Genomic DNA, 22,692 nt, shown 5'->3' with positions numbered 1-22,692 from the left:
ATGAGCACGGAGACGGACCCGACGAACTCGGACGCGTTCGAGGCGGTCTGTGAGACGCTCGTCGAGGGGATCCTCGCGGGCGAGATCGAGCGCGACGACGTCGAGTCCGCGAAGCTCGCGGCCTGCTCGGAACACAGCGCGCCGAAGGTGCCGAAGAACTCGGAGATACTCGACCACGCGCCCGCGGAGCGTCGCGAGGAGCTGGAGTCGGTGCTCCGGCGCAAGCCGGTGCGGACGGCGTCGGGCGTCTCGCCCGTCGCAATCATGACCTCGCCCCACATGTGCCCGCACGGGAAGTGCCTCTACTGCCCCGGCGGGCCGGCCAGCGAGTTCGACTCCTCGCAGAGCTACACCGGCCACGAGCCGGCGGCGGCCCGCGGCGAGCAGAACGACTACGACCCGTACGGCCAGGTGACGCTGCGGCTCGAACAGCTCCGGGAGATCGGCCACCCCGTCGACAAGGCCGAACTCATCCTCATGGGCGGGACGATGACCGCTCGCTCGCACGACTACCAGGAGTGGTTCGTCAAGCGCGCGCTGGAGGCGATGAACGACTTCGACGTCGACAAGGAGCCGGAGCCGGCGGAGGGCGAGAGCTTCGCGCAGGGCCCCGACGAGTACGAGTTCCGGTACCTGGAGGACGTCATCGCGGAGAACGAGACGGCGGACGTGCGCAACATCGGGACCACGTTCGAGACGAAGCCGGACTGGTGCGACCCCGAGCAGATAGACCGGATGCTCGACCTCGGCGGGACGAAGGTCGAGGTCGGGGTGCAGACCACGTTCGAGCGCATCAACCGCGAGATGCACCGCGGCCACGGCGTGCAGGCGAGCGTCGACGCGAACCGCCGGCTGCGCGACGCCGCGTTCAAGGTCGGCTTCCACATGATGCCCGGGCAGCCCGGGATGTCGCAGGCGATGTGCCTGGAGGACTTCCGGCGCATCTTCGAGGAGGAGCAGTGGAAGCCGGACTACCTGAAGATCTATCCGACGCTCGTCGTCCGCGGCACGCGGGTCTACGACTCGTGGTACCGCGACGAGTACGAGCCGCTGACGAACGAGGAGGCCGCCGAACTGGTCGCCGAGGCGCTGTCGATGGTGCCGAAGTACACCCGCGTCCAGCGGGTCCAGCGGGACATCCCTGCCGACTTCATCGATGCGGGCGTCTGGAAGTCGAACCTCCGTCAGCTCGCGTGGCAGAAGATGGACGAGCACGGCTGGGACTGTGACTGCATCCGCTGTCGCGAGGCCGGGATGAACGACGAGACGCCCGAGAACGTCACCCTCGACACCATCACCTACGAGGCCGGCGGCGGGACGGAGCACTTCATCAGCTTCGAGGACCGGGAGCAGGACCTGCTCGTCGGCTTCTGCCGGCTCCGGTTCCCGAGCGTTGCCACGAGCGGAGCGAGTGGCAGCTCGTCGGACGTGTCCGACGGTGACCCGGTTCGCCGCGAGCTCGAAGACGCCGCGCTCGTCCGCGAGCTGCACGTCTACGGCGACCAGGTCGCGGTCGGGCAGTCCGGCGACGAGGGCGACCAGCAGCACCGCGGCTACGGCCGTCGGCTGCTCGCCGAGGCCGAACGACGCGCCCGCGAGGCCGGCTTCCGGAAGCTCTCGGTCATCTCGGGCATCGGCGTCCGGCAGTACTACCGCGAGAAGCTCGGCTACTACCAGGACGGGCCGTACGTGAGCAAGCGGCTGTAGTCAGGACGTAAGCAGCGCCAGGATCTCCTCGCGCTCGCGACAGTCGGGCAGGAGCTCGCGGTCGACCGTGAGCGAGCCGCCGGCGCGATGGCCGGCGAACTGCGCGAGGGGGAGCGTGACGCTCGCGCCGTTTCTGTACTGGAGCCGGAAGCGTCCCGAGTAGCGCAGCTCCGTGAGTTCGACCTCCATCCCGGTCTCCTCGCGGGCGTCGGTGTAGAAGACGACGACCGACGCGATGCCGGCGATTCGCTCCAGCTGTCCGTCGACGGTCTCGGGCGGCTCGCTCGGGTCGTGGGGGCGCGCCCCGTGCTCGAACGGCTCGACGGTTCGGTCGGTGTCCCACCGGTCCCGGAGGTCGTCGAGCACCGGTCGGTCCGGTCGGCGACTCGTTCACGGAGGGTGGGCCAGTCCTCGGTCATCGAGGTGTCGGTACTCCACTCGGCCATTTCCAAGGTATGTGATGAACGACCATGTGGTACTCTATCACGCCGCTCCAGTCACGCGGGAACCGGCATCGCCCGGCAGCAACGGGTGGACTGAAACCCCCGGCCGCTGTTGGACGGGTATGGTCAGGACGGTGTCGAGCGACCGGCTCCGGGAACGGTTCGAGGCGTTCAACGAGATCGGGACGACCGAGCGCGGCGGGGTGAACCGGCCGTCGCTCTCGGACGCGAACCGGCGCGCCAGGGACACGCTGGTGGAGTGGTTCGAGGCCGCCGGCCTCGGGGTCACCGTCGACGAACTCGGGAACATCTTCGGCCGCCGGTCGGGGCGGAACGACGACCGGTCGCCGGTGCTCGTCGGCTCGCACGTCGACAGCCAGTACAACGGTGGACGGTACGACGGCGTCGTCGGCGTCCTCGGGGGATTGGAGGTCGTCGAGACGCTGAACGACGCGGGCATCGAGACGGAGCGACCCATCGAGGTCGTCGCCTGGAGCAACGAGGAGGGCGTGCGCTTCCAGCCCGACATGCTCGGGAGCGGCGCGTTCGCGGGCAAGTTCGACGCCGACTTCGCGTACGACCTGACCGACAAGGCGGGGAACCGCTTCGGCGACGAACTGGAGCGCATCGGCTACCGGGGCGACGCGCCCTGCGAGCCCCGCGACCTCCACTGCTACCTCGAACTCCACGTCGAACAGGGGCCGAAACTGGCGGACGCCGGCCACAGCGTCGGCGTCGTCGAGGGCGTCTACGGCTTCGTCTGGCTCGACGCGGCGTTCGAGGGGACGGCCGACCACGCCGGCCCGACGCCGATGCACCAGCGGCACGACGCGCTCGTCGCCACGGGCGACGTGGTCGAGGCGGTCCGGCGAATCGCCGGCACGGGCGGCGACGACCTCGTCGGGACCGTCGGCTCGGTCGACGTCTCACCCAACGCCATCAACGTCATCCCCGAGCGCGTGGACTTCACCGTCGACTTCCGGTCGTACGACGACGGGACCGTCGAGCGGGCGGCCGAGAAGGTCCGGAAGGAGATTGCCCACGCCGCGGACCGCGAGGGCGTCGACTGGGAGTGCGAGGCGGTCATGCGAATCGAGTCGCAGTCGTTCGACGACGACCTCGTCGAGACCGTCGCCGGTGCGGCCGACGACCTCGACGCCGAGTACACCCGGCTGGTCAGCGGGGCGGGCCACGACGCCAGCTACCTGAACCGGGTCTGTCCCACGGCGATGGTGTTCGTCCCGAGCGTCGACGGCGTCAGCCACACCGAGGCCGAGTTCACCGAGTGGGACGACGTCGTGACCGGCACGAACGTCCTCCTGAACGCGGTACTGGCGGAGGCAGGCGGGGCGGCGGACGCGGCGTGAGCGTGGCGTCGGGCCTCGGAGACTCGACGAGGTCGATGAGATGGTCACAGCCGACGAGCACCGGCCCGAGTGCGACGAAGCGGGCGACACCGAGCACCCGGGGCGGCAGCGGAAGCAGCGGGCCATCGTCGCCCGAGCCCGAGGAGCCGGAGATGGGGCCGCCGTGCATCTTCGTCCCCGCTGCCACGTCGGTTCGGAATCGTCCTTTCGAAGCCCGCACACACGAACGACAGGCCCTTACCCCAGCCACGAAAAATCGGGAGCATGGAACCGAAGCGCGAGCTGACCAGCGTCGACCTCGCCGCGCTCGTCTCCGAGCTGAACGCCTACAAGGGCGCGAAGCTCGACAAGGCGTACCTCTACGGCGACGACCTGGTCAGGCTGAAGCTGCGCGACTACGACCGGGGTCGCGTCGAACTCATCCTGGAGGTCGGCGACGTGATGCGTGCCCACGTCGCCGCGCCGACGCACGTCCCGGACGCACCCGGTCGGCCGCCGAACTTCGCGATGATGCTGCGGAACCGCCTGTCCGGCGCTGACTTCGAGGGCGTCGAGCAGTACGAGTTCGACCGCATCCTCGAGTTCGAGTTCTCCCGCGAGGACGGCGACACGAAGATCATCGTCGAGCTGTTCGGCCACGGCAACGTCGCGGTCTGCGACGAGACGTACGAGGTCATCGACTGCCTCGACACCGTGCGACTCAAGTCCCGCACGGTCGCGCCGGGGTCGACCTACGGCTTCCCGGACTCCCGCATCAACCCGCTGACGGTGGACTACGAGGGCTTCGCCCTGCAGATGGACGACTCCGACACCGACGTCGTCCGCACCCTCGCCACCCAGCTGAACTGGGGCGGGCTCTGGGCCGAGGAGCTGTGTACCCGTGCGGGCGTCGAGAAGACCCTCGACATCACCGAGGCCGGCGACGAGGAGTACGAGCAGGTGTACGAGACCGTCCAGCGGCTCGCCGAGTCGCTCTCGTCGGCGGACCTCGACCCGCGAGTGTACTACGAGGTCGACGGGGAAGACGCCGGGGACGCCCCCCGCAACGTCGTCGACGTGACACCGGTCCCGCTGGAGGAGCACGAGATGGACGACGCGCTCGCGAGCGACGCCTACGAGACGTTCAACGGCGCGGTCGACGACTACTTCTACGAACTCGACCGGAGCGAGGACGAGGGCAGCGAGGAGATCGGCGACACCGGCCCCGACTTCCAGGAGCAGATCGAGAAGCACGAGCGCATCATCGAGCAGCAGGAGAACGCCATCGAGGGCTTCGAGGAGCAGGCCGCGGAAGAACGCGAGAAGGCCGAACTCCTCTACGGCAACTACGGGCTCGTCGACGAGGTCATCTCGACGGTCCAGGCCGCCCGGGACGACGACGTGCCCTGGGACGACATCGCCGAGACGTTCGAGGCGGGCGCGGAGCAGGGCATCCCCGAGGCCGAGGCCGTCGTCGACGTCGACGGCTCCGAGGGGACGGTGACGCTCGAGCTCGACGGCACGCGCGTCGCCGTCGACGTGCAGGACGGCGTCGAGAAGAACGCCGACCGCCTGTACACCGAGGCCAAGCGCATCGAGGGCAAGAAGGAGGGCGCGATGGCGGCCATCGAGGACACCCGGGAGGAACTGGAGGCGATCAAGGAGCGCCAGGCGGCCTACGAGGAGCGCGACGAGGACGGCAGCGACGGCGAGGAGGGCGACGAGGACCACGAGGTCGACTGGCTCGCCCGCTCCTCCATCCCCGTCCGCCGCGACGAGAAGTGGTTCGAGCGGTTCCGCTGGTTCCACACGAGCACCGGCTACCTCGTCATCGGCGGCCGAGACGCCGACCAGAACGAGGAGCTCGTCAAGAAGTACGTCGAGGGCGGCGACAAGGTGTTCCACACGCAGGCCCACGGCGGCCCCGTCACCGTGCTGAAGGCGACGGACCCGAGCGAGCCCTCCCGGGAGGTCGAGTTCGACGACGAGACGCTGGAGCAGGCCGCCCAGTTCGCGGTCACCTACTCCTCGGTCTGGAAGGACGGACGCTACGCCGACGACGTCTACATGGTCGACGCCGACCAGGTGTCGAAGACGCCCGAGAGCGGCGAGTTCCTGGAGAAGGGCGGCTTCGCCATCCGCGGCGACCGGACGTACTTCCGTGACACCCCGGTCGGCTGCGCGGTCGGCATCCAGTGCGAGCCCTCGACGCGGGTCATCGGCGGCCCGCCGGCGGCCATCGCGGACCGCGTCGAGACGAGCATGCACGTCGAGCCAGGGCGGTACGCGCAGGGCGACGTGGCAAAGCGCATCTACCGCGAGTTCCGCGAGCGCTTCGCCGACACGTCGTTCGTCCGGAAGGTCGCCAGCCCGGACCGCATCCAGCACTTCCTGCCGCCGGGCGGGAGCCGCATCGCGGAGGAGTGATCGGCATGCGGGCCGGGATTCGGCGGGGGACCGACCGTGGTCGCTGAGTCGTTCCTCTACCCGTTCCGCGACGGGAGCGACCGGTCCGCCCTCGCCGCGTTGTTGGGCTGCGGCCTCGGCACCGCTATCGCCGGCCAGCTCGCAGTCGCGCTCTACCCGGCGACGCCGTGGCTCGTCCCCGCGCTCGTCGCTCCCCTCCCGCTCGTCGCCTGGGCGGGCTACTGTCGGCACGTCGTCGCGTCGACCGTCGCGGACCGGGACGCTCCACTCCCTTCGTTCGGCGACGCCCGGGCGCGACTGCGCGACGGCGTCGTCCTCCTCGCGGTGACGGTCGCCTACCTCGCCGTGCCGGCCGGAATGTTGCTCGTCACGGTGCAGGGCGCGACGCGCATCGACCCGGCGACAATCACGATGGAGACCGGCACGGTGGTCCTCCTCGGCTCGACACTGACGATGTTCGTCGCCCTCGCTGTCGGCTACGTCTATCCCGCCGTCGTCGCCCGACGGCTGGACCGCGAGGACGCCCCGCTGTTCCACCCGGGCGGGCTGCTGTACGTCATCCGGAACCCCTCCTACCTGGTCGCGTGGGCCGCCGCGATGGTCGTCGCCTTCGTCGGCTTCGGCGTCTCCGGCCAGCTGTTCGGCGGTCGCGGGGTGCCGGGCCTGCTCGCCGGGCTGGTGGCGGTGTACGCGAGTGTCGTGGCGGCGCGGTTGGTCGGTATCGGGTACGTCCGGTCGCGGTAGTCGGGCTGTCGGCGCTGGAGCCCACCGCGGAGACGCCCACCGAACCACACCGAAAGGAAAACCATGTACCTGCGGCACCCGCATTCGGAGACATGCAGGTGAAGAGCCGGGTCCGCGTCGAGGGCGGCCGCGAGCGCATCACGCTCGTCCCCGAGAGCCTCGACGACCTCTGGCACCTCCAGTACGTCCTCGAGCCCGGCGACCTCGTCGCCGGCGACACCACCCGCCGCATCCAGCGCGACGACGAGGAGTTGCGGGATACGGGCGGCGAGCGCGAACATATGCACGTCACCATCGGCGTCGAGGAGGTGGAGTTCCACAAGTTCGCGAACCGGCTGCGCGTCGCGGGCACCATCGAGGACTGCTCCCGGGAGGACCAGCTCGGGCTGCACCACACGCTCAACGTCGAGGACTACGACGAGGTCGAGGTCACGAAGGACTGGAAGCCGGACCAGCTCGACCGCCTCGACGAGGCCGAGGAGTCCGCGGACAACCCCGACGTCGTCATCGCGACCGTCGAGGAGGGCGAGGCGCACATCCACACCGTCACGCAGTACGGCACCGAATCCCGGGGCACCTTCACCGGCACGACCGGGAAGGGCGAGTACGCCCGTGGCCGCGGCGAGCTGTTCGCCGAGCTGGCCAGCGCGCTGGCGCGGATGGACGCCGACGCGTTCATCCTCGCCGGGCCGGGCTTCACGAAGCAGGACGCATACGACCACATCGAGGCCGAACACCCCGAGCTCGCGGAGAAGATGACCGTCGTCGACACCGCCTCCGTCGGCGACCGCGGGGTCCACGAGGTGTTAAAGCGGGGCGCGGTCGAGGACGTCCAGCGGGAGACGCGCATCGCGGCCGAGGCGGACGCCATCGACGAGCTGACAAAGCGCATCGCGACCGGCCACGAGGCCGCCTACGGGCCCGAACAGGTCCAGAAGGCGGCGGAGTACGGCGCTATCGACGAGCTCCTCATCCTCGACGAGAAGCTCCGGGAGGAGCGCGGCCCCGACGGCGAGTGGGACATCGACGTGAACGACCTGATCACCGATGTCGAGCGCAAGGGCGGCGAGATTACGGTGTTCTCGAGCGAGTTCGACCCGGGGCTGCAGCTCCGGAACCTGGGCGGTGTCGCGGCGCTGCTGCGGTACCGACTGGAGTGACCGCCTACACGGTTCGGGGTCGGTTATTGGGGCGTGGCGGACCGAGTCCCGAGTGCGGCGTTCAGCCGCCGGCAGTTGCGGACTGCCGAGACGACGACCCCCTGCCAACCGTCGATTCCGTCCCCCCTCGCTTGTCCGTTGTCACGCGGCCCGGACGGCCCTACTCCGGCCGTCCGGCTTTCGGTTCTGGCTAGCGGTCGACCGGCGAGATGGTCGTCTCGACAAGCTGGACCAGCACCTCGGCGAAGCCGGTTCTGGCGCTCCAGAACGCGGTCTCGCGGTTGATACCCGGCAGCTCCTCGTCGTTGCCGAGCACGCTCAACAGCAGGATGTCGTCGTCGCCGAGCAGCGCGCGGCCGGTGTGCTCGTCGTTGACGTGGTGGTCCGTCGCCGGCTCGACCGCCCGGACCTCGTCGTGGTCGTCGTACAGCGCGCGGACTGCTGGGTCCTCGCTGAACACGACGACGGCGAGCCCGTCCTCGGCTCGCTCTCGCAGTGCGGTGTCGATGTCTTCCCCGACGAGTTCGGGTGACCGGGCGGCGAACAGCACCGAGTTCTCGGCCCGGCGGATCAGGTCGGCCGCGCGGTCCGCGATGCGGTCCTGCCCGCGCACCATCCAGATGTCCTCCTGTTCCTCCTCCTGGTCGGGGCCGAACTCCTCGTGGACCGTCTCGACGTAGTCGAACGCCCGGTCGGACTCCTGCTCGAACCGCTCGCGCAGCGTCGAACGGGCCTCGTCGATGCTGACCGCCCGGTACTGGATGGGACTGGACTGCTGGACCTCGACCAGGCCGCGGTCCTCGAGGCTCTCGGTGACGCTGTACACCTGCGACCGCGGCACGTCCGTCACCCGTGAGACGTCGCGGGCGGTGCCGGTGCCGAGCTTGTGCAGGGCGACGAACACCTTGCCCTCGTAGCTGGTGAGGCCGAGGCGTTCCAGCGACTCGATGGCGTCGTCCTCGTCCACAGCCATCACTCGTCCCCGTCGAGCCAGCGGTCGTACAGCGACTCGAGCTCGTCGCGGGTGAGGTCCCCGTCGCTCGCGAGGTCGCTGGCGCGGTCGAGCGTCTCGCGGGTGACCGGCCCGTCGAGCGCCTCGCGAAGGAACGGCGTCGTCACCGTCAGCGCCGCGGGGCCGTCGAAGGTGGCCTCGCCCGACGCCGAGGAGAGCGTCGCGTCGAACGACAGCTCCTCGCCGGCGGTCGCGCCGGCCGGGACGGTCGCCTCGTAGGTCAGCGTCAGCTCGGTCGGTTCGTCGAACTCCCAGGCGACGTACAGCCGGCGGCCGACCATCGAGTGCGAGGTCGGATTCGGCGAGAGCGTCGTCACGCGCCCGCCGGAGCCGGGGACCGTCTCGGAGAGCACGACCCGCCCCTGGACGTCTTCGACGGACAGCGTGACCTGGAAGTCGGTGCCGGGCTCGGGGCGCTCGTCGGAGACCGTGCGGGTCGCCGTCGGGTTGTCGTCGTCGGCTGCGACCCCGGCCGCGGCCGCACTCCCGACTGCGGTGGCGTCGGGTGCGTCGTCGGTCGCCTCGGGGTCCATGACCGCCGACTCGCCGTCGCTCGTCGTCTCGCCTGTGTCGGCCGTCGCCTCTGCCTCGGTCACGTCGGCCAGCTCGGTCCCGTCGCCGCCGAGGTCGAGGTCGTTCGATGGGACGGCCTCCCCGGACGCGGACTCTGCGGCGTCGTTCGACGTGCCGGACGTGGTGTCCGACTCCGCCGTCGCGGGCCCGGTAGCGGCCGTCGTGTCGGCCTCGGTGGTCTCTCCGGGGGTGGGCGTGGGGTCGCTCGTCCCCGACTCCGCCGTCGTCTGTTCGTCGGTCCCGCCGTTGGCAGTTGCCACGGCGTCGCCGGCGTCCGTATCGTCGTCGAACATCGACTCGGTCTCCTCGGGGCCCAGGTAGCGCTGCCAGACGACGAGCAGGCTCGGCAGCACCAGCACGCTCGCGAGGAACGCGTAGATGATGGTGAGCGCGGTGATGACGCCGAACTGCTGGAGCGCCGGGAAGATGGCGAAGCTCAGGACGCCGAAGCCGCCGACCGTGGTGGCGGCGGAGCCGAGCAGCGCGCCGCCGGTGCCGGTGATGGTCTTGTCCATCGCGTCCCACTTGGTGTCGCGGCGGCCGAGTTCGAGGTTGAACCGCTCGGAGACGTGGATGCTGTAGGCGACACCCAGCCCGACGGTCAGGCTGGTGATCATCCCGGTCAGCACGTTGAACGGCATCCCGATGAGGTACATCGTCCCCAGGATCCACGTCACCGAGAGGGCGACGGGCAGCAGGGTGACGATGCCCAGCGTCGCGCTCCCCTCCGTGATGCGGTAGGCGATCATGAGGAACGCGAACACGGCCACGAGCGTGATGACGAGGCTCTGGATGACCGTGTCGAGCAGCTGGTTCTGGACGACCTCGTTGACGACCGGGGAGCCGGTCGCGATGACCGTCACCGAGTTCCCGCCGTCCTCGATGGCGGTCGCGATTGCACGCATCTCCTCGGTCTGCTCGGTGGTCGTCGTACTGGCGTCGGTGGGCACGACCAGCCGCATCGCCGCGTAGTCGCCGCCCTCGGTCCGGTAGATGACGTCGCCGGCCTGCTGCGGCGCGACCTCGAACAGCTGGTCGTACAGCGCCGTGACGTTCTCCTCGGGCACGCCGTTCGGGCCGAGCGAGGCCCGATAGCTCTCGTTGAAGCTGGCGTTCTGTGCCGCGACCGTCTCCATGACCGTCAGCGGCGAGCGGTAGGCGACCTCGTCTGTCGCGCCGACGAACGGCGTCTGGTAGGTGGCGTTATCGCCGAGTAGCTCCTGTTGTTCGTGCAACGCCTGCAACGTGGCGGGGTCGTCGATGCCGGTGCCGTCGCCACCGGCCTTTATCAGCACCTGCGCCTGCGAGTCCTCGCGCTGGAAGTTGTCGTTGACGTAGTCGAGGTTGGACTTCGCGGAGTACTCGCCGGGCGCGAGCGGCTCGGGCAGGTCGTACATCCAGTTCGGCGGTTCGTCCGCGATGAAGTCCTCGTTCTGGAACGACGTGTCGACCTGCGTTGCGCCGGCCGCTCCCCCGACGGAGAGCAGCAGCGCGACGAGGATGACCGCGACGGGCGCCTTCTTGGCGAGCGTCGAGCCGACCGAGAGCACCTGGCTGAAGCGGCCGCCGCCGGTCCCGAACGCGCGCTTCTTGCGGTCCCAGCCGAGGCGCTCCTCGAGGAACCCGTCGAACTCGACCTTCAGCGCGGGGATGAACGCGCCGAAGACGACGAGCGCGGCGACGATGCCGACGGACGAGACGACGCCGAACTCCTGGATGGGTGCGAGCGGGCTCGTCAGGTTCGAGAGGAACCCGATGACGGTCGTCGCGGTCACCCAGATGAGGGCGACGCCGACGCCGGCGAGCGCGTAGCTCATCGAGCCGCGCACGTCGCTCGGCGTGTTGTCGTCGAGGCGCTCCTCGCGCTGGCGCATGAAGATGTGGATGGCGTAGTCGATTGAGAGCCCGATGAGCAACACCGGGACCGCGATCATGATCTGGTTGAACGAGATGCCGGCGTAGCCCATGTACCCGAACGTCCAGGTCAGGACGACGCCGATGCCGAACAGCCCGAGCACGATGTCGAGCGCGTCGCGGTACGCGACGGTGAGCGTGATGAGGACGAACAGGATGGCGAGCGGGCCGACGATGGCCAGCGAGTCCTCCATCGACTGGTCGATCTCGTTCGAGATGATGCCGAAGCCGAAGACGAGGTAATCCTCCCCGGAGTCCACGTTCTGAGCGTACTCCTGCATCACCAGCTGTGCGTCGATGGTCACGTCGCTGACGCTGGCGCCACCGCCCACGTCGCTGCTGGACTGTGCCGCCTGCTGGATGACCATCGTCCGTGCGTTGGCCTCGGTCGAGCCCGGCGAGTACTCCTGCTCCATCAGCCGGATGGCCTGCCCGGCGAACGGCGAGTTACCACCCTCGCCGCCGCTGTTGCCAAGAACCGTCTCGAGTACGGAGTCGAGCTCCGACTCGTTCATCGACTCGAGCTGCTCGCGCTGCTCGGCGAGCGTCGGCGTCGAGGCGCTCTGGAGCGCTGCCTGCTGCTCCTGGAACGCGGCGAAGTCCGCCTCCAGTTCCGCGCCGCGCTCCTCGAGCGAGTCGCGCTGCTCCTGGAGTTCGGCCGCGCGCTGCTGGAGCGCCGCGCCGCGCTGTTCGACCGCCGCGTACTCGTCCTGCAGGACGCCGACGGTGCCGAGCTGGTACGCCCGCTCGACCTGCGACTGGTTCGTCGCGTTCCGGATGTCCTGGCCGGCCTGCTCGAAGACGGCGTAGTGGGACTCGTTCAGCGTGACCGAGCTGTTCGCCCGGACCCCCTCGAACTGCGTGCGGATGCTCGCGTTGGGGTTCTCCCGAACCTCGGTGAGCGCGGCCTGGAGCTGGTCGGCCGTCGCGTTCAGGGTGTCGGTGCGCTGCTGGAGCGCCGCCCGGTCAGCCTGGAGCTGCTCGAAGGCGTCCTCCAGCGCCGCCTGGTCCGCCTCCAGCTGTTGTTGGCGCGCCTGGAGCTGTGCGCCCTGGGCCTCCAGTTCGGCGATGCGCTCGCCCTGGATGGACGCGATAGCGACGATGTTCGAGACGCCGACGATGGGCCGCTCGTCGATCAGCGTCGCGTTGATATCGGCGTCGTTCCGCAACGTCTGCTGGAACTCGAGCGAGCGGAGCAGCGACTCCTGCGAGAGGACGTTCCCGTTCTCGCTCCTGACGATGACCTGTGTCGTCTGTGTCTCCTGGTCACCGCTGGTCAGGTTCTCGCTGATGTAGGTTTGTGCCGCAGCCTCCGGCGTGTCACTCTCGAACTGACTGAGCCCGGACTCGCTGCTGACGCTGCCCGCCCCCGCGCCGAGGACGACCGTCATGACCAGCATCACCGCGATGATTAGCTTGCTGTACGACGTGATTCCATCCGTGAGCCGGCGCAGCGCCTTCATTCGGCGCCCTCCGTACCGAACGCGCCGCCGACCTTCCTGTGTGTTCGAAGCATAACGACAGTGGTGTTGTTATGGCGCTACTAACAAACTCTCTGAGATAAAGCTGTCGCTGTCCGAAGAGGAACGCGAACGCCGGGTGGGCACAGTTCACTCGATGGTCAGCGAGAGCATGTCCTCGGCGAAGCGGACATCGCCGTCGTAGTGCTCGCCGATGGAGGACAGCATGGCGTCGTGCTCGCCGGTCGTGTGCGGGTAGAGGTGCGTGAGGTACACCCGGCCGATCTCGTGGCCCGACAGCGCCCGGCCCAGCTCCGACGGAGTCGGGTGGTTGTCCACGTCGACGCCGTCCGGGAAGGAGCAGTCGTGGGCCAGCACCGCCGCGCCCTCCGCGAACGCCGCCAGTCCGGGGAACGCCTCCGTGTCGCCCGAGAACGCGAACGCGCCGTCGAACTTGTAGGCCAGACACGGCAGCGAGTGGCGCACCTCGAACCCCTCGACGTCGAAGCCCGCGACGGAGAACTCGTGGGGCCCGACCTCCCGCACCGTGAGGTCCACCCGGCCGTCGAGGTAGTCGTGCACGTCCAGCAGCCCGTCGACCAGGTCCTTCGTGCCGGTCGGGCCGACGACCTCGAGGTGTTCCTCGCCGGCCAGCCAGCGGGCCTTCAGCAGCGCCAGCAGGTCCGAGACGTGGTCGAGGTGGTGGTGCGTGAGCAGGACCGACGAGACTCCCTCGTAGCCGACGTTGGTGCGGGCCAGCCGGTGGAGCGACCCCGCCCCGCAGTCGACCAGGAGCGGCTGCTCGTCGCCCTCCAGCAGGATGCCGGTCTGGTGGCGGTCCGCCGTCGGCATCGCACTCCCGGTTCCGAGAAACGTGACGCGCATGTATGTCCTGTCGCGTGGGGTCCGTGAAATGTGTGACGCCACTCGTTCGAGCTGTGTGCCGCTCCGGCGGGGATTCGTCGGTGACGACAACACCCAGAGAGCCCCGAGGCGCTCTCGGTCCCACCCCGCACGCCACACGGCTGCCCGGTCGACGTCGACCCGCCATGACGGGGACGCACGACTTCGCGAGTGCAAAGGCACTTGCCGGTCCGTCCCTCAGGGGCCATCAATGGACGCGAGGGCGTTGCTCGCCGCCCTGGATGGGTTCGAGGGTGACCCCGAGGCGGTCGGTATCGACGACGAGGACGTGTTCGAGCTGCTGGACCCCGCCGTACAGGAGTGGTGGGTCGAGCAGTTCGGCGCGTTCGTCCCCGAGAACGGCGGGTTCTTCACGCCGCCACAGAAGGGAGCCATCCCGCACGTCCACGCCGAGGAGAACGCCCTCATCTGCGCGCCGACGGGCAGCGGGAAGACGCTGGCGAGCTTCACCGCCATCCTGAACGAGCTGTTCGCCAGAGAGCGCGAGGACGGCCTCGAGAACGCGGTGTACTGCCTGTACGTCTCGCCGCTGAAGAGCCTCGCGAACGACATCCACCGGAACCTGGAGGAGCCGCTGTCTGGCATCCGCGAGATCGCCGAGGAGCGCGGCGAGCCCGTGGGCGAAGTGCGCCACGCCATCCGCCACGGCGACACCGACCAGTCCGAGCGACAGAAGATGCTGGAGGAGACGCCGCACGTGCTGAACACGACGCCGGAGACGCTGGCCATCCTGCTGAACGCGCCGAAGTTCCGCGAGAAGCTCCGCACCGTCGAGTACGTCGTCGTGGACGAGATACACAGCCTCGCCGAGAGCAAGCGCGGGACGCACCTCTCGGTGTCGCTGGAGCGGCTGGAGGCGCTGGCCGACGGCTCGCCGACCCGCATCGGCTGCTCGGCGACCATCGACCCCCTGGAGGACGTGGCGGAGTTCCTCGTCGGGAACGACGTGCCGGACGACCCGGACGCCGCCGACGGTCGGGGCGGGTTCCCGGAGCCCGAGCCACGGGACTGCGAGATAGTCGACACGCGCTTCGCCCGCGAGTTCGACCTGCAGCTCACCTGCCCGACGGACGACCTCGTCGACACCCGCCGCGACGTCGTAACCGAGCGGTTCTACGGTCAGCTGCACGACCTCATCCAGGCGCATACGAACACGCTCGTCTTCACGAACACGCGGTCGGGGGCCGAGCGCGTGCTCCACCGGCTCAGGGAGCGCTTCGACGGCTACGACGAGGCGAACTCGGGCTGTCACCACGGCAGCCTCTCGAAGGAGGTCCGCGAGGACGTGGAGTCGAAGCTCAAGTCGGGCGAGCTGGACGTGGTCACCTCCTCGACGAGCCTCGAACTCGGCATCGACATGCCCCACGTCGACCTCGTGGTGCAGGTCGGCTCGCCGAAGTCCGTCGCCGCGCTCCTCCAGCGCGTCGGCCGGGCGGGCCACCGCGTCGGCCAGACCGTGACCGGCCGGGTCGTGGCGCTGGACCGCGACGAGCTCGTCGAGTGCGCGGTGATGCTGAAGAAGGCCGACGAGGGCTTCGTCGACAGCGTCGACGTGCCCGAGCGCGCGCAGGACGTGGCCGCCCAGCAGGTGTACGGGATGGCCATCGCGGACATCAGGCCGGAACGGGAGCTCCGCCGCATCCTCCGGTCGGCGTGGCCCTACCGCGAGTACGGCGAGGCCGAGTGGGAACAGCTCATGCGCTACCTCACCGCCGACTACGACGGGCTGGAGGAGAAGAACGTCTACGCGAAGATCTGGCGCGACACGAACGACGCGCCATCGGGTGAGCATCACTACGAGGAGTACCCGGTGGGGGAGCACCTCGTGGGGAAGCGCGGCCGGCTCGCGCGGGTCATCTACATGACGAACATCGGCACCATCCCGGACTCGTTCACGTGCGACGTGTTCACCCGTGGCGGCGACGAGTGGGTCGGCCAGCTCGACGAGGAGTACCTCGACACGCTCGAATCCGGCGACGTGTTCGTGCTGGGCGGCCAGCACTTCGAGTTCCGCTACCGCCGCGGCTCGAAGGTGTACGTCGACCCGACGAGCGCCGCGCCGACCGTGCCGTCGTGGTACTCGGAGCGCCTCCCCCTCTCGTACGACCTCGGGCGGGAGCTGGCCGCGTTCCAGGGCGAACTGCTCGACCGCCTCGCCGACGGTGGGGCACCCGCCGTCCGGCACTGGCTCCGGGCGTTCCCGCTGGACGACAACACCGTCAGGGCGGTCACCCGGATGTTCGAGGAACAGGTCGCCTACGCCGGCGTCGAGAGCGTCAGCACGAGCGACCGGCTCGCCATCGAGGAGGTCGTGGACCGGAACGACTACGAGCGCCGGTACCACGTCCACTCGACGTACGGCCGGCGGTTCAACGACGGGCTCTCGCGGCTGCTCGCCTACCGCTGTGCGCAGGCGACGAACGCGAACGTCTCCGTCAGCGTCGCCGACAACGGCTTCACCCTCTCGATGCCGCTGAACCGGAAGGTCGACATCGTGGGCGTCGTCGAGAGCCTGGACGCGGGCGACGTGCGCCCCGACCTGCGGGCGAGCCTGCAGGGCACCGAACTGCTCCAGCGCTACTTCCGCATCGACGCGACGCGCTCGCTGATGATTCTGAAGCGGTACAAGGGCTACGAGAAGTCGGCGAAACAGCAGCAGGTCTCCAGCGAGATGCTGCTCGGTTTCGCCGAGGACCTCGACGACTTCGCGGTGATGGAGGAGACCTACCGCGAGATTCTGGAGGACAAGCTGAACGTCGCGGCCGTGCAGGCGGTCGTCCGCGCCATCGGGGCCGGCCGGATACGGGTCACCCACACGCGCGTCGAGTCGCCGACGCCGCGGGCGTTCGGGCTGGCGACGCTGTCGGCCAGCGACGTGGTGCTCGCCGAGGACGAGAGCGCGGTCCTCCAGGCGTTCCACGAGCGCGTCGTCGAGGCCATCGGCGACGAGGCAGGCGGCGTGGACGACCTCGCCGGCACCATCGAGTAGTCGGCGGTGCGTCGCGAGGCCGTCGGACGACGGCAGGGGGACGACAGGAACGAACGTCGCGCCGGACTAGCTCGTCATGCCCGTCGAGACGATGGGACAGTTCACCGTCGCCGCGTCGTTGTTCAGGATGTTCGCCTCGCTGGCGGATTCGAGGTCCATCACGGCGTCGAAGTCGGCGTTGTCGTAGACTGCGACCTGCCAGAGCGGCGAGTAGCCGTCGTCGCCGGGGAGCGTGGCGACGACGTTGTGGGTCTGACTGCTGCCCATCTCGGTCATGAACCCGGATGCGGGACCGCCGCCGTCCTGTCCGGGGTTCGCGTTGAACGAGACGAAGATGGGGGAGAGCGGGACGGACCCGTCCGTCACCGTCAGCGACGCCTCGACGAAGGTGAAGTAGTGGACGACCTGGCCGTCGTACCAGCCCTGCACCAGGCCCGTGTCGCCGTCGCCGGCGCGCTTCGTCGCGGTCGAGCCCTCGGGGACGATGGGGCAGTTCACCAGCATGTCGGTCGCCTCGACGTCGTAGTCGCCGTCCATCACCGCGGCGGCGCTCGTGATGGTGTTCGCGGTGTAGTCCTCGGGGACGGTCACACGGTGGACCTGCCAGAAGTCGTTGTAGCCGTCGTCGCCCGGGACGACGCCGACGACGTTCAGCTGCCCCTCGACCGGTGTGTCCTCGCCCTCGTGGAACAGCACGTAGATGGGTGCGGGCGCGGTCGTCTGGACGTCGAAGTTGTAGTACTCGACGGGCTCGCCGCCCGGCCCGAGCCCGCGGGTGACGAACGGAGCCTGGTCGAAGTCGATTGCCTCGCCGGGGCCGGGGAGGCCGTTCTCCTCGGTCCGGACCATGAGGGTGCCGGCGTCCTCGCTGAATCGGTCGATGGTCGGCCGGGGTGCAGAGGCGGGGTCGGCCGCCTCCGACTCCATCATCTCCTCTTCGGTGGCCATGTCGTCGTCGTCGGTCATCCCGTCGTCGGTCATCCCGTCGGTCATTGCATCCTCCGCTGGTTCGTCGCCGCCGAGACAGCCGGCCAGGGCCGCGAGGCCGGCCGCGCCGGTCACCGAGACGAACGTCCGTCGCGTGTGGTCTGGATTCGACATCACATCCGTCCGGGACGGCGAACCGGTAAAAGAGGGTTTTTCGAGTTTCGAGCAGACTCTCCACCGACTGGGTCCGAACTGGTTCTAGATTCCGACTCGATTCAGACGGCGATGTCGGGCGACTCGCGGTGTCCCGTCAGCCGGCCCGCGACGAAGCCGAGCAGGTAGCCGTAGGCGATGTGGGTGGCGACCGACGTGACGACGAACACCGCGAGGTCAGCCCCGGCGTACCTGGTGCCGAACGCGACGACGAAGCCGGTCCAGAGCACGAGCGCGAAGACGATGCCCTGCTGGGCACGGGTCCCGCCCGGCAGGTACGCGCCGAGCGTCGCGAACGTGAGCGGCCAGGCGAGCGCCCCGGCTCCGAGGAACATCGCCATCCCGAGCGCGACGTTGTCGGCACCGACGCCGGCGAGTTCCGCGAGCGTCGCGAACACGCTGATCTCCGGCGCGTAGATCGCGTTCACCGCGAGCAGGACGCCCGTCATGACGGTAGTGCCGACGATGCCGCCGGCCACGGCACCCATCGCGGCCCGGAGCTCGTCCTCTCGTTCGGCCGCTCGGTCGAACCCCTCGTTCTCCTCTTCTGCACCCGAGTGACTGCTTGCCATGTCACGACATACCACCGCCACAACTATAAACGATTGGCCGCGCGGACGAATGTGTTCGGGACGGCGTTTATACGCCGCTCACGTCGCCCGACCGGTGAGGCGGCGGACGACGGCGAAGGCCCCGAGACGGTCGAGCGACGCGGGGAGCGCGAGGATGGTCGCCACGGTCACCACACCCAGGACGAACTGCGCCGGCCCGTTCGTCTCCAGTACGCCGCGTGCGACCACCAGACCGAGCGCGAGCAGGACACCCACGGCGAGCAGGAACGCCAGCTCGGCGCGGTCCGGGTCGCTGGGGAGCGGCGTGACCGTCCGACACGCCCAGACACCGCCGAGACAGGAGCCGAGCAGCGCCACCGTCTGGGGGTCGCCGTCGGAGACGAGGACGGCCGGCGCGGCGACGACGGCACCGAGACCGTAGCCGACCGCTGGCCGGTCCCGCCAGAGCGAGTGTCCGGCGACGAGGACGACCAGGCCGAGCGCGGCCCCGACCAGCACGTCCCCGAGGTAGTGGACGCCGAGGACGATCCGCGAGAGCCCGACCGAGAGGGCAAGCAGTCCCGCCCCGAACGCCTTCGGCGGCTCCTCGAACCAGTCGAACTCGAGCGCGAGTCCACCGTAGACGACGACCCCGGCGATAGCGTGACCGCTCGGGAAGCCGTAGCCGTCCTCCCCCACGAGCATGACCGACTCGGGCGGACGCGGCATCGCGAAGAGCTCCTTCAGGAACAGCACGAGCGCGAACGCGAGGAAGGCGTAGCCGACGACCGTCGCGGTCCCCTCGCGGCGGTAGCCCCAGTAGACGAGCGCCAGCAGCACCGTCAGCACCCCCGGGTTGCCGAGGGCCGTCACGCCCGCGTACACGTCGACCAGCCCGTTCGGGAACGTCGTGCGGATGGCCTCGCTCGCGGCCTCCAGTCGAACCATACCTTGCACGTTGCCCGGCCGTGAACTGAACGCTTTCGCTTCAGCGGTCGGCCCAGTCCACCATCCGGCCGTACACCTCGTCGGTCGAGAGCGTGTCGCTGTCGCCGACGAGGACGAGCGAGCGCTTCGCCCGGGTCAGCGCGACGTTCACGCGCCGGTAGTCCTCGAAGATGGGGCTGTCGAGGTCGTCCGAGGCGACGAACGAGACGACGATGACCTCCTTCGCCGACCCCTGGAAGCGGTCGACCGTGTCGACGGCGACGTCGTCGGGCACGTCGCGGGTTATCTCGGCGACCTGCGCCCGGAACGGCGCGATGACGCCGATCTCCTCGGGCTGCAGTCCTGCCTCCAGGTGGGCATCGACCACCCGCCGGACCTCGGCGGCCTCGACGGCGTCGGTGTGGCGGCCGTCGTCGCCCGGTGTGTCGACCATCGAGACGCCGCCACGGAGCGAGTCGGGGAGCGCCGTCACGTCGACGTGGTCGAGGTCGGCGAGCGAGCGCCCGGCCACCGCGCCCGTTGCGGGCCTGAGCTTGCCGTCGTAGAACTCCCGCGACGGGAACGCCTGGATGCGCTGTGACATGCGGTACTGCCGGTCGAGCAGTACGCCCGCATCCGGGTGGGTGTCGATGAGGCGCTCGAACAGCGACCGCGAGAGGTCGGTGTCGGCGCGGACGACCGGCGGGAGCTGCTGGTGGTCGCCGACGAGGACGAACCTTTCCGCGAGGTTGACCGCCGCGAGCGTGCCGGGCTCGGTGAGCTGCCCGGCCTCGTCGACGAGCGCCACGTCGAACTCCTGTTCGCGCATCACCGTCGAGCCGCAGGTGGCGGTCGTCGCCGCGACGACGCTTGCGTCCTCGAGTTCGCCGGCGCGCTCCTGGGGGTCGCCGTGACGGCGGAGCCGGAGGTCCTGCATGTCCTCGCGGACGCCCGACTTCGTCCCGATGCGGACGATGTCGCCGCGGTCGTCGTCCTCGAAGCCGGCGTCCCGGATGGCCTCCAGCGCGTTGTCGACCGCGCGGTTCGTGAAGGCCGAGAGGAGCACCCGCTCGCCGCGCTCGACCATCGCCCGGACCGCCTGCGCGATGGTGTAGGTCTTCCCCGTCCCCGGCGGGCCGTGGATGAGCGCGCAGTCGTCGGCGGTGACGGCCATGCGGACCGCCTCGTCCTGGGCGTCGTTGTTGTCGACGAACGTCTCGTCGGTGGGGTCGAAGGAGGGGGACTCCCGCCCGAACAGCACGTCCTTCCGGCGCTCGTCGCCCTTCAGGAGCGCGTCGTGGACCGCCGTCAGCAGCCGTGACGGGCCGATGTCGGAGGGGTAGACGTCGAGGCGGTGCACGTCGACGGGCTCGTCGGCGGTGAGGACGACCTCCTCGTCGCCCAGCCGCTCGACGGTCGCGAGTTCAGCGTGGCCGCGGATGGGGTCGCCGTCGCTCGCGAGCACGTAGTCGCCTTCGCGTATCTTCGAGACGGCGGCGGAGGTGCGCCGGGCCGTCAGCTCCCAGCGGCCCGCCGGCAGCTCGCGCTTCTCGACCGGTTCGAGGTCGACGAGCGCGCGGTCGTCGTCCGCGCGCTCGGCGGGGGTCTGCCGCCAGAGCTTCACGAACTCGTCGTGGGCCGCGTCGCGCTCGGCCTCGATGGCGTCGTAGGTCCGCTCGAAGTACTCGCGTTCGTCCTCGGGGATGGCGGTGCCGATCTGGCCGGCCTTGGACTCCTGGTCCAGCCGCCCCGAGACGACCATGCAGGTGTCCTGCTCGAAGCAGTACTCGCATTTCGCGTCGGCCTCGTAGCCCGTCGGCACGTCGGCGTCGAACTCCATCGCGGCGATCTCGTTGCGCGCCCGGACCACGAACCTGAGCAGGCCGTCGCCGATGGAGAACTCCTTCGCCGGCGAGAAGTCGCCGGTGAACTCGTCGCGGTCGAGCGCCTCGTTCTTCGTGTACAGGAGCGTACCGGTGTCGGCCGGCACGCCGCGCTCCCGGAGCAGCAGCGCGTACGCCGCGGCCTGTATCTTGTCGTGGAACCGGGGCTCGCTCTTGAGGTTCTTCCCGGTCTTCAGCTCGACGGGCTGGCCCCGGCGGATGGCGTCGGCCCGGCCCTTGATGCCGAACGTCTCCGAGACGAGCAGGCGCTCGGAGCGCCACTCGTCCTCGTCGGCCAGTCGGCCCTGCTGGAGCCAGCCCGCGATGGCCTGGGCGTTCTGGGCGACCTCGCGCTCGACGTCCGCGGCGGTGTAGTCGAGCAGGCCGAGCTCGAGCGCCTGCTCCGCGACGCGGTCCTCGACGGCCTCGTCGAATTCACGGCCGCGGAGCAGGTCCCCGAACACCTCGTGGACGACGGTCCCCTTCACCACCGGGTAGGCGAGCGGGACACTGGAGAGCTTGTTCAGGTAGTACATCCGGGGGCACTGGACCCACTGGCGCACGTCGGTCACGTTGACGAGGAAGTCCGGCTCGACGACGACGTAGGAGTCGCCCGTCGTCGAGAACGAACGCTCGCCCTCGTACTCCTCCCGTTTCGGCTCGGTGACCAGCAGCTCCATCCCCGGTTCGAGCACCGCGGCGGTCTCGGTCCAGCGTCCCCACAGCGTGACGGTCGTCGGAGTGTCCTCGGGCCGCTCCAGCCCGACCTCCACGAGCTCGCTCGTGCCGTGGCTCGTGTCGACCGACCGTTCCTCCCCGACCGTCGTGACGATACCGCGAACGCTCACGTGCACCCCTCGGTCGTCACCGGTCATAAACCCGGCGCGGTCACGCGCCCTCGTCGTGTCGGGGTTTGATATGGGCCGCGGCAGAACCCTGGGAGCATGTCACAGTCGGACGACGGCGTCCCGGTGCTCACACCGATCGCCGACGCGCTGGAACGGGTCGTGTTCGCTCCGTGGTACCGGTGGTTCGTCCGCGGGCTCCTCGTCGCGGCCGCGCTCGTCGCGCTCGTCCACTTGGTCCGGGCGACCACGGACGCGCTGGCACTGTCGCCCAGCAACACCCAGTTGCTCGCACAGCTCACGAGCGTCGTCGTCACGCTGTTCGTGCTCGCCGGCGCGCTCCAGCTGCTCCTCGTCGCCCGCGGGGTCCGCCGCCGCGAGGAGACGGTCGCCGAGTCCGCAGCGGGCGTCGAGCAGTCCGCCGAGCAGGTCAGATCCGCCGCCGAGGAGCTGGAGGAGACCGTCGAGCAGTCCGTCGAGGAGACAGGCGCATCCGAGGAGACCGCCGAGGAGCTCACCGAGCGCGCGAAACACGTCGAGGAGCAGGCCGACGAGGTCAAGGAGACCGTCGAGGGCGTCAAGGAGGAGCTGCAGGGGTCCGAGGAGACGGACGAAGAGAACTGATTCTGGGTCGTTACTCCCGATTT

General features: G+C 69.5%; 15 protein-coding genes. 7 read left to right on the top strand and 8 right to left on the bottom strand.

Translation table 11 applies throughout. The annotated features are described in order from the left end of the window. A complete protein-coding gene (locus tag BLT27_RS14415) occupies nucleotides 1-1,707 on the top strand; it encodes a tRNA uridine(34) 5-carboxymethylaminomethyl modification radical SAM/GNAT enzyme Elp3 (RefSeq protein ID WP_089735109.1) in 1,707 nt (568 codons plus the stop codon). Here the strand turns inward: BLT27_RS14415 and BLT27_RS14410 are convergent, their stop codons facing one another. Next, nucleotides 1,708-2,073, bottom strand: a complete 366-nt coding sequence (locus tag BLT27_RS14410) for a hypothetical protein (RefSeq protein WP_089735107.1) — start codon at nucleotides 2,071-2,073, stop codon at nucleotides 1,708-1,710. A 199-nt stretch (nucleotides 2,074-2,272) separates the two neighbouring features. Here BLT27_RS14410 and BLT27_RS14405 point away from each other — a divergent pair, with 199 nt between their 5' ends. The 4 genes from BLT27_RS14405 (at nucleotide 2,273) to BLT27_RS14390 (ending at nucleotide 7,827) form a co-directional block, all read left to right on the top strand. After that, nucleotides 2,273-3,517, top strand: a complete 1,245-nt coding sequence (locus BLT27_RS14405) for a Zn-dependent hydrolase (RefSeq protein ID WP_089735105.1) — start codon at nucleotides 2,273-2,275, stop codon at nucleotides 3,515-3,517. A 264-nt stretch (nucleotides 3,518-3,781) separates the two neighbouring features. Beyond that, nucleotides 3,782-5,923 carry a ribosome rescue protein RqcH gene (gene rqcH / locus BLT27_RS14400; RefSeq protein ID WP_089735103.1) on the top strand — a complete coding sequence of 714 codons (2,142 nt, stop codon included), beginning with the start codon at nucleotides 3,782-3,784 and terminating at the stop codon, nucleotides 5,921-5,923. Between the two features lie 36 nt (nucleotides 5,924-5,959). After that, nucleotides 5,960-6,667, top strand: a complete 708-nt coding sequence (locus tag BLT27_RS14395) for a DUF4013 domain-containing protein (protein ID WP_089735101.1) — start codon at nucleotides 5,960-5,962, stop codon at nucleotides 6,665-6,667. A 92-nt stretch (nucleotides 6,668-6,759) separates the two neighbouring features. After that, nucleotides 6,760-7,827, top strand: a complete 1,068-nt coding sequence (locus BLT27_RS14390) for an mRNA surveillance protein pelota (RefSeq protein ID WP_089735099.1) — start codon at nucleotides 6,760-6,762, stop codon at nucleotides 7,825-7,827. A 190-nt stretch (nucleotides 7,828-8,017) separates the two neighbouring features. Here BLT27_RS14390 and BLT27_RS14385 read toward each other — a convergent pair whose 3' ends face one another. From BLT27_RS14385 to BLT27_RS14375, 3 genes are all read right to left on the bottom strand, one after another. Beyond that, entirely contained in the window at nucleotides 8,018-8,800 is a 783-nt protein-coding gene (locus BLT27_RS14385; RefSeq protein ID WP_089735097.1) for a TrmB family transcriptional regulator, read from the bottom strand. Next, entirely contained in the window at nucleotides 8,800-12,789 is a 3,990-nt protein-coding gene (locus BLT27_RS14380) for an MMPL family transporter (RefSeq protein ID WP_089735095.1), read from the bottom strand. The genes BLT27_RS14385 and BLT27_RS14380 overlap by 1 nt, the downstream gene beginning before the upstream one ends. A 147-nt stretch (nucleotides 12,790-12,936) precedes the next feature. Continuing rightward, nucleotides 12,937-13,671 (bottom strand): MBL fold metallo-hydrolase, encoded by a 735-nt coding sequence (locus BLT27_RS14375; protein WP_089735092.1) that lies wholly within the window; start codon nucleotides 13,669-13,671, stop codon nucleotides 12,937-12,939. Nucleotides 13,672-13,900: 229 nt separating this feature from the next. On the opposite strand from BLT27_RS14375, the gene BLT27_RS14370 reads away from it, so the two are divergent. Beyond that, entirely contained in the window at nucleotides 13,901-16,699 is a 2,799-nt protein-coding gene (locus BLT27_RS14370; protein WP_089735090.1) for an ATP-dependent helicase, read from the top strand. Nucleotides 16,700-16,765: 66 nt separating this feature from the next. On the opposite strand, the gene BLT27_RS14365 is transcribed toward BLT27_RS14370, so the two are convergent. From BLT27_RS14365 to BLT27_RS14350, 4 genes are all read right to left on the bottom strand, one after another. After that, nucleotides 16,766-17,800: a hypothetical protein gene (locus tag BLT27_RS14365; RefSeq protein WP_089735088.1), complete on the bottom strand. Its 1,035-nt coding sequence runs from the start codon at nucleotides 17,798-17,800 to the stop codon at nucleotides 16,766-16,768. A 101-nt stretch (nucleotides 17,801-17,901) separates the two neighbouring features. Continuing rightward, the gene (locus BLT27_RS14360; protein ID WP_089735086.1) at nucleotides 17,902-18,411 is read right to left on the bottom strand and encodes a DUF6789 family protein; all 510 of its coding nucleotides are present in this window, start codon (nucleotides 18,409-18,411) and stop codon (nucleotides 17,902-17,904) included. Between the two features lie 78 nt (nucleotides 18,412-18,489). After that, on the bottom strand, nucleotides 18,490-19,338 hold the full coding sequence (locus BLT27_RS14355; RefSeq protein ID WP_089735084.1) for a phosphatase PAP2 family protein: 849 nt from the start codon (nucleotides 19,336-19,338) through the stop codon (nucleotides 18,490-18,492). A 40-nt stretch (nucleotides 19,339-19,378) separates the two neighbouring features. Continuing rightward, complete coding sequence (locus tag BLT27_RS14350) at nucleotides 19,379-22,048, bottom strand: AAA domain-containing protein (protein WP_217639159.1); 2,670 nt, start codon at nucleotides 22,046-22,048, stop codon at nucleotides 19,379-19,381. Between the two features lie 96 nt (nucleotides 22,049-22,144). Between BLT27_RS14350 and BLT27_RS14345 the strand changes: the two genes are divergently transcribed. Next, nucleotides 22,145-22,669 carry a DUF2561 family protein gene (locus tag BLT27_RS14345; protein WP_089735081.1) on the top strand — a complete coding sequence of 175 codons (525 nt, stop codon included), beginning with the start codon at nucleotides 22,145-22,147 and terminating at the stop codon, nucleotides 22,667-22,669. Nucleotides 22,670-22,692: the final 23 nt, after the last annotated feature.

Source organism: Haloarchaeobius iranensis, from assembly GCF_900103505.1.
GTDB classification, from domain to species: domain Archaea; phylum Halobacteriota; class Halobacteria; order Halobacteriales; family Natrialbaceae; genus Haloarchaeobius; species Haloarchaeobius iranensis.
This window is presented reverse-complemented; position numbering and strand designations above follow the sequence as displayed.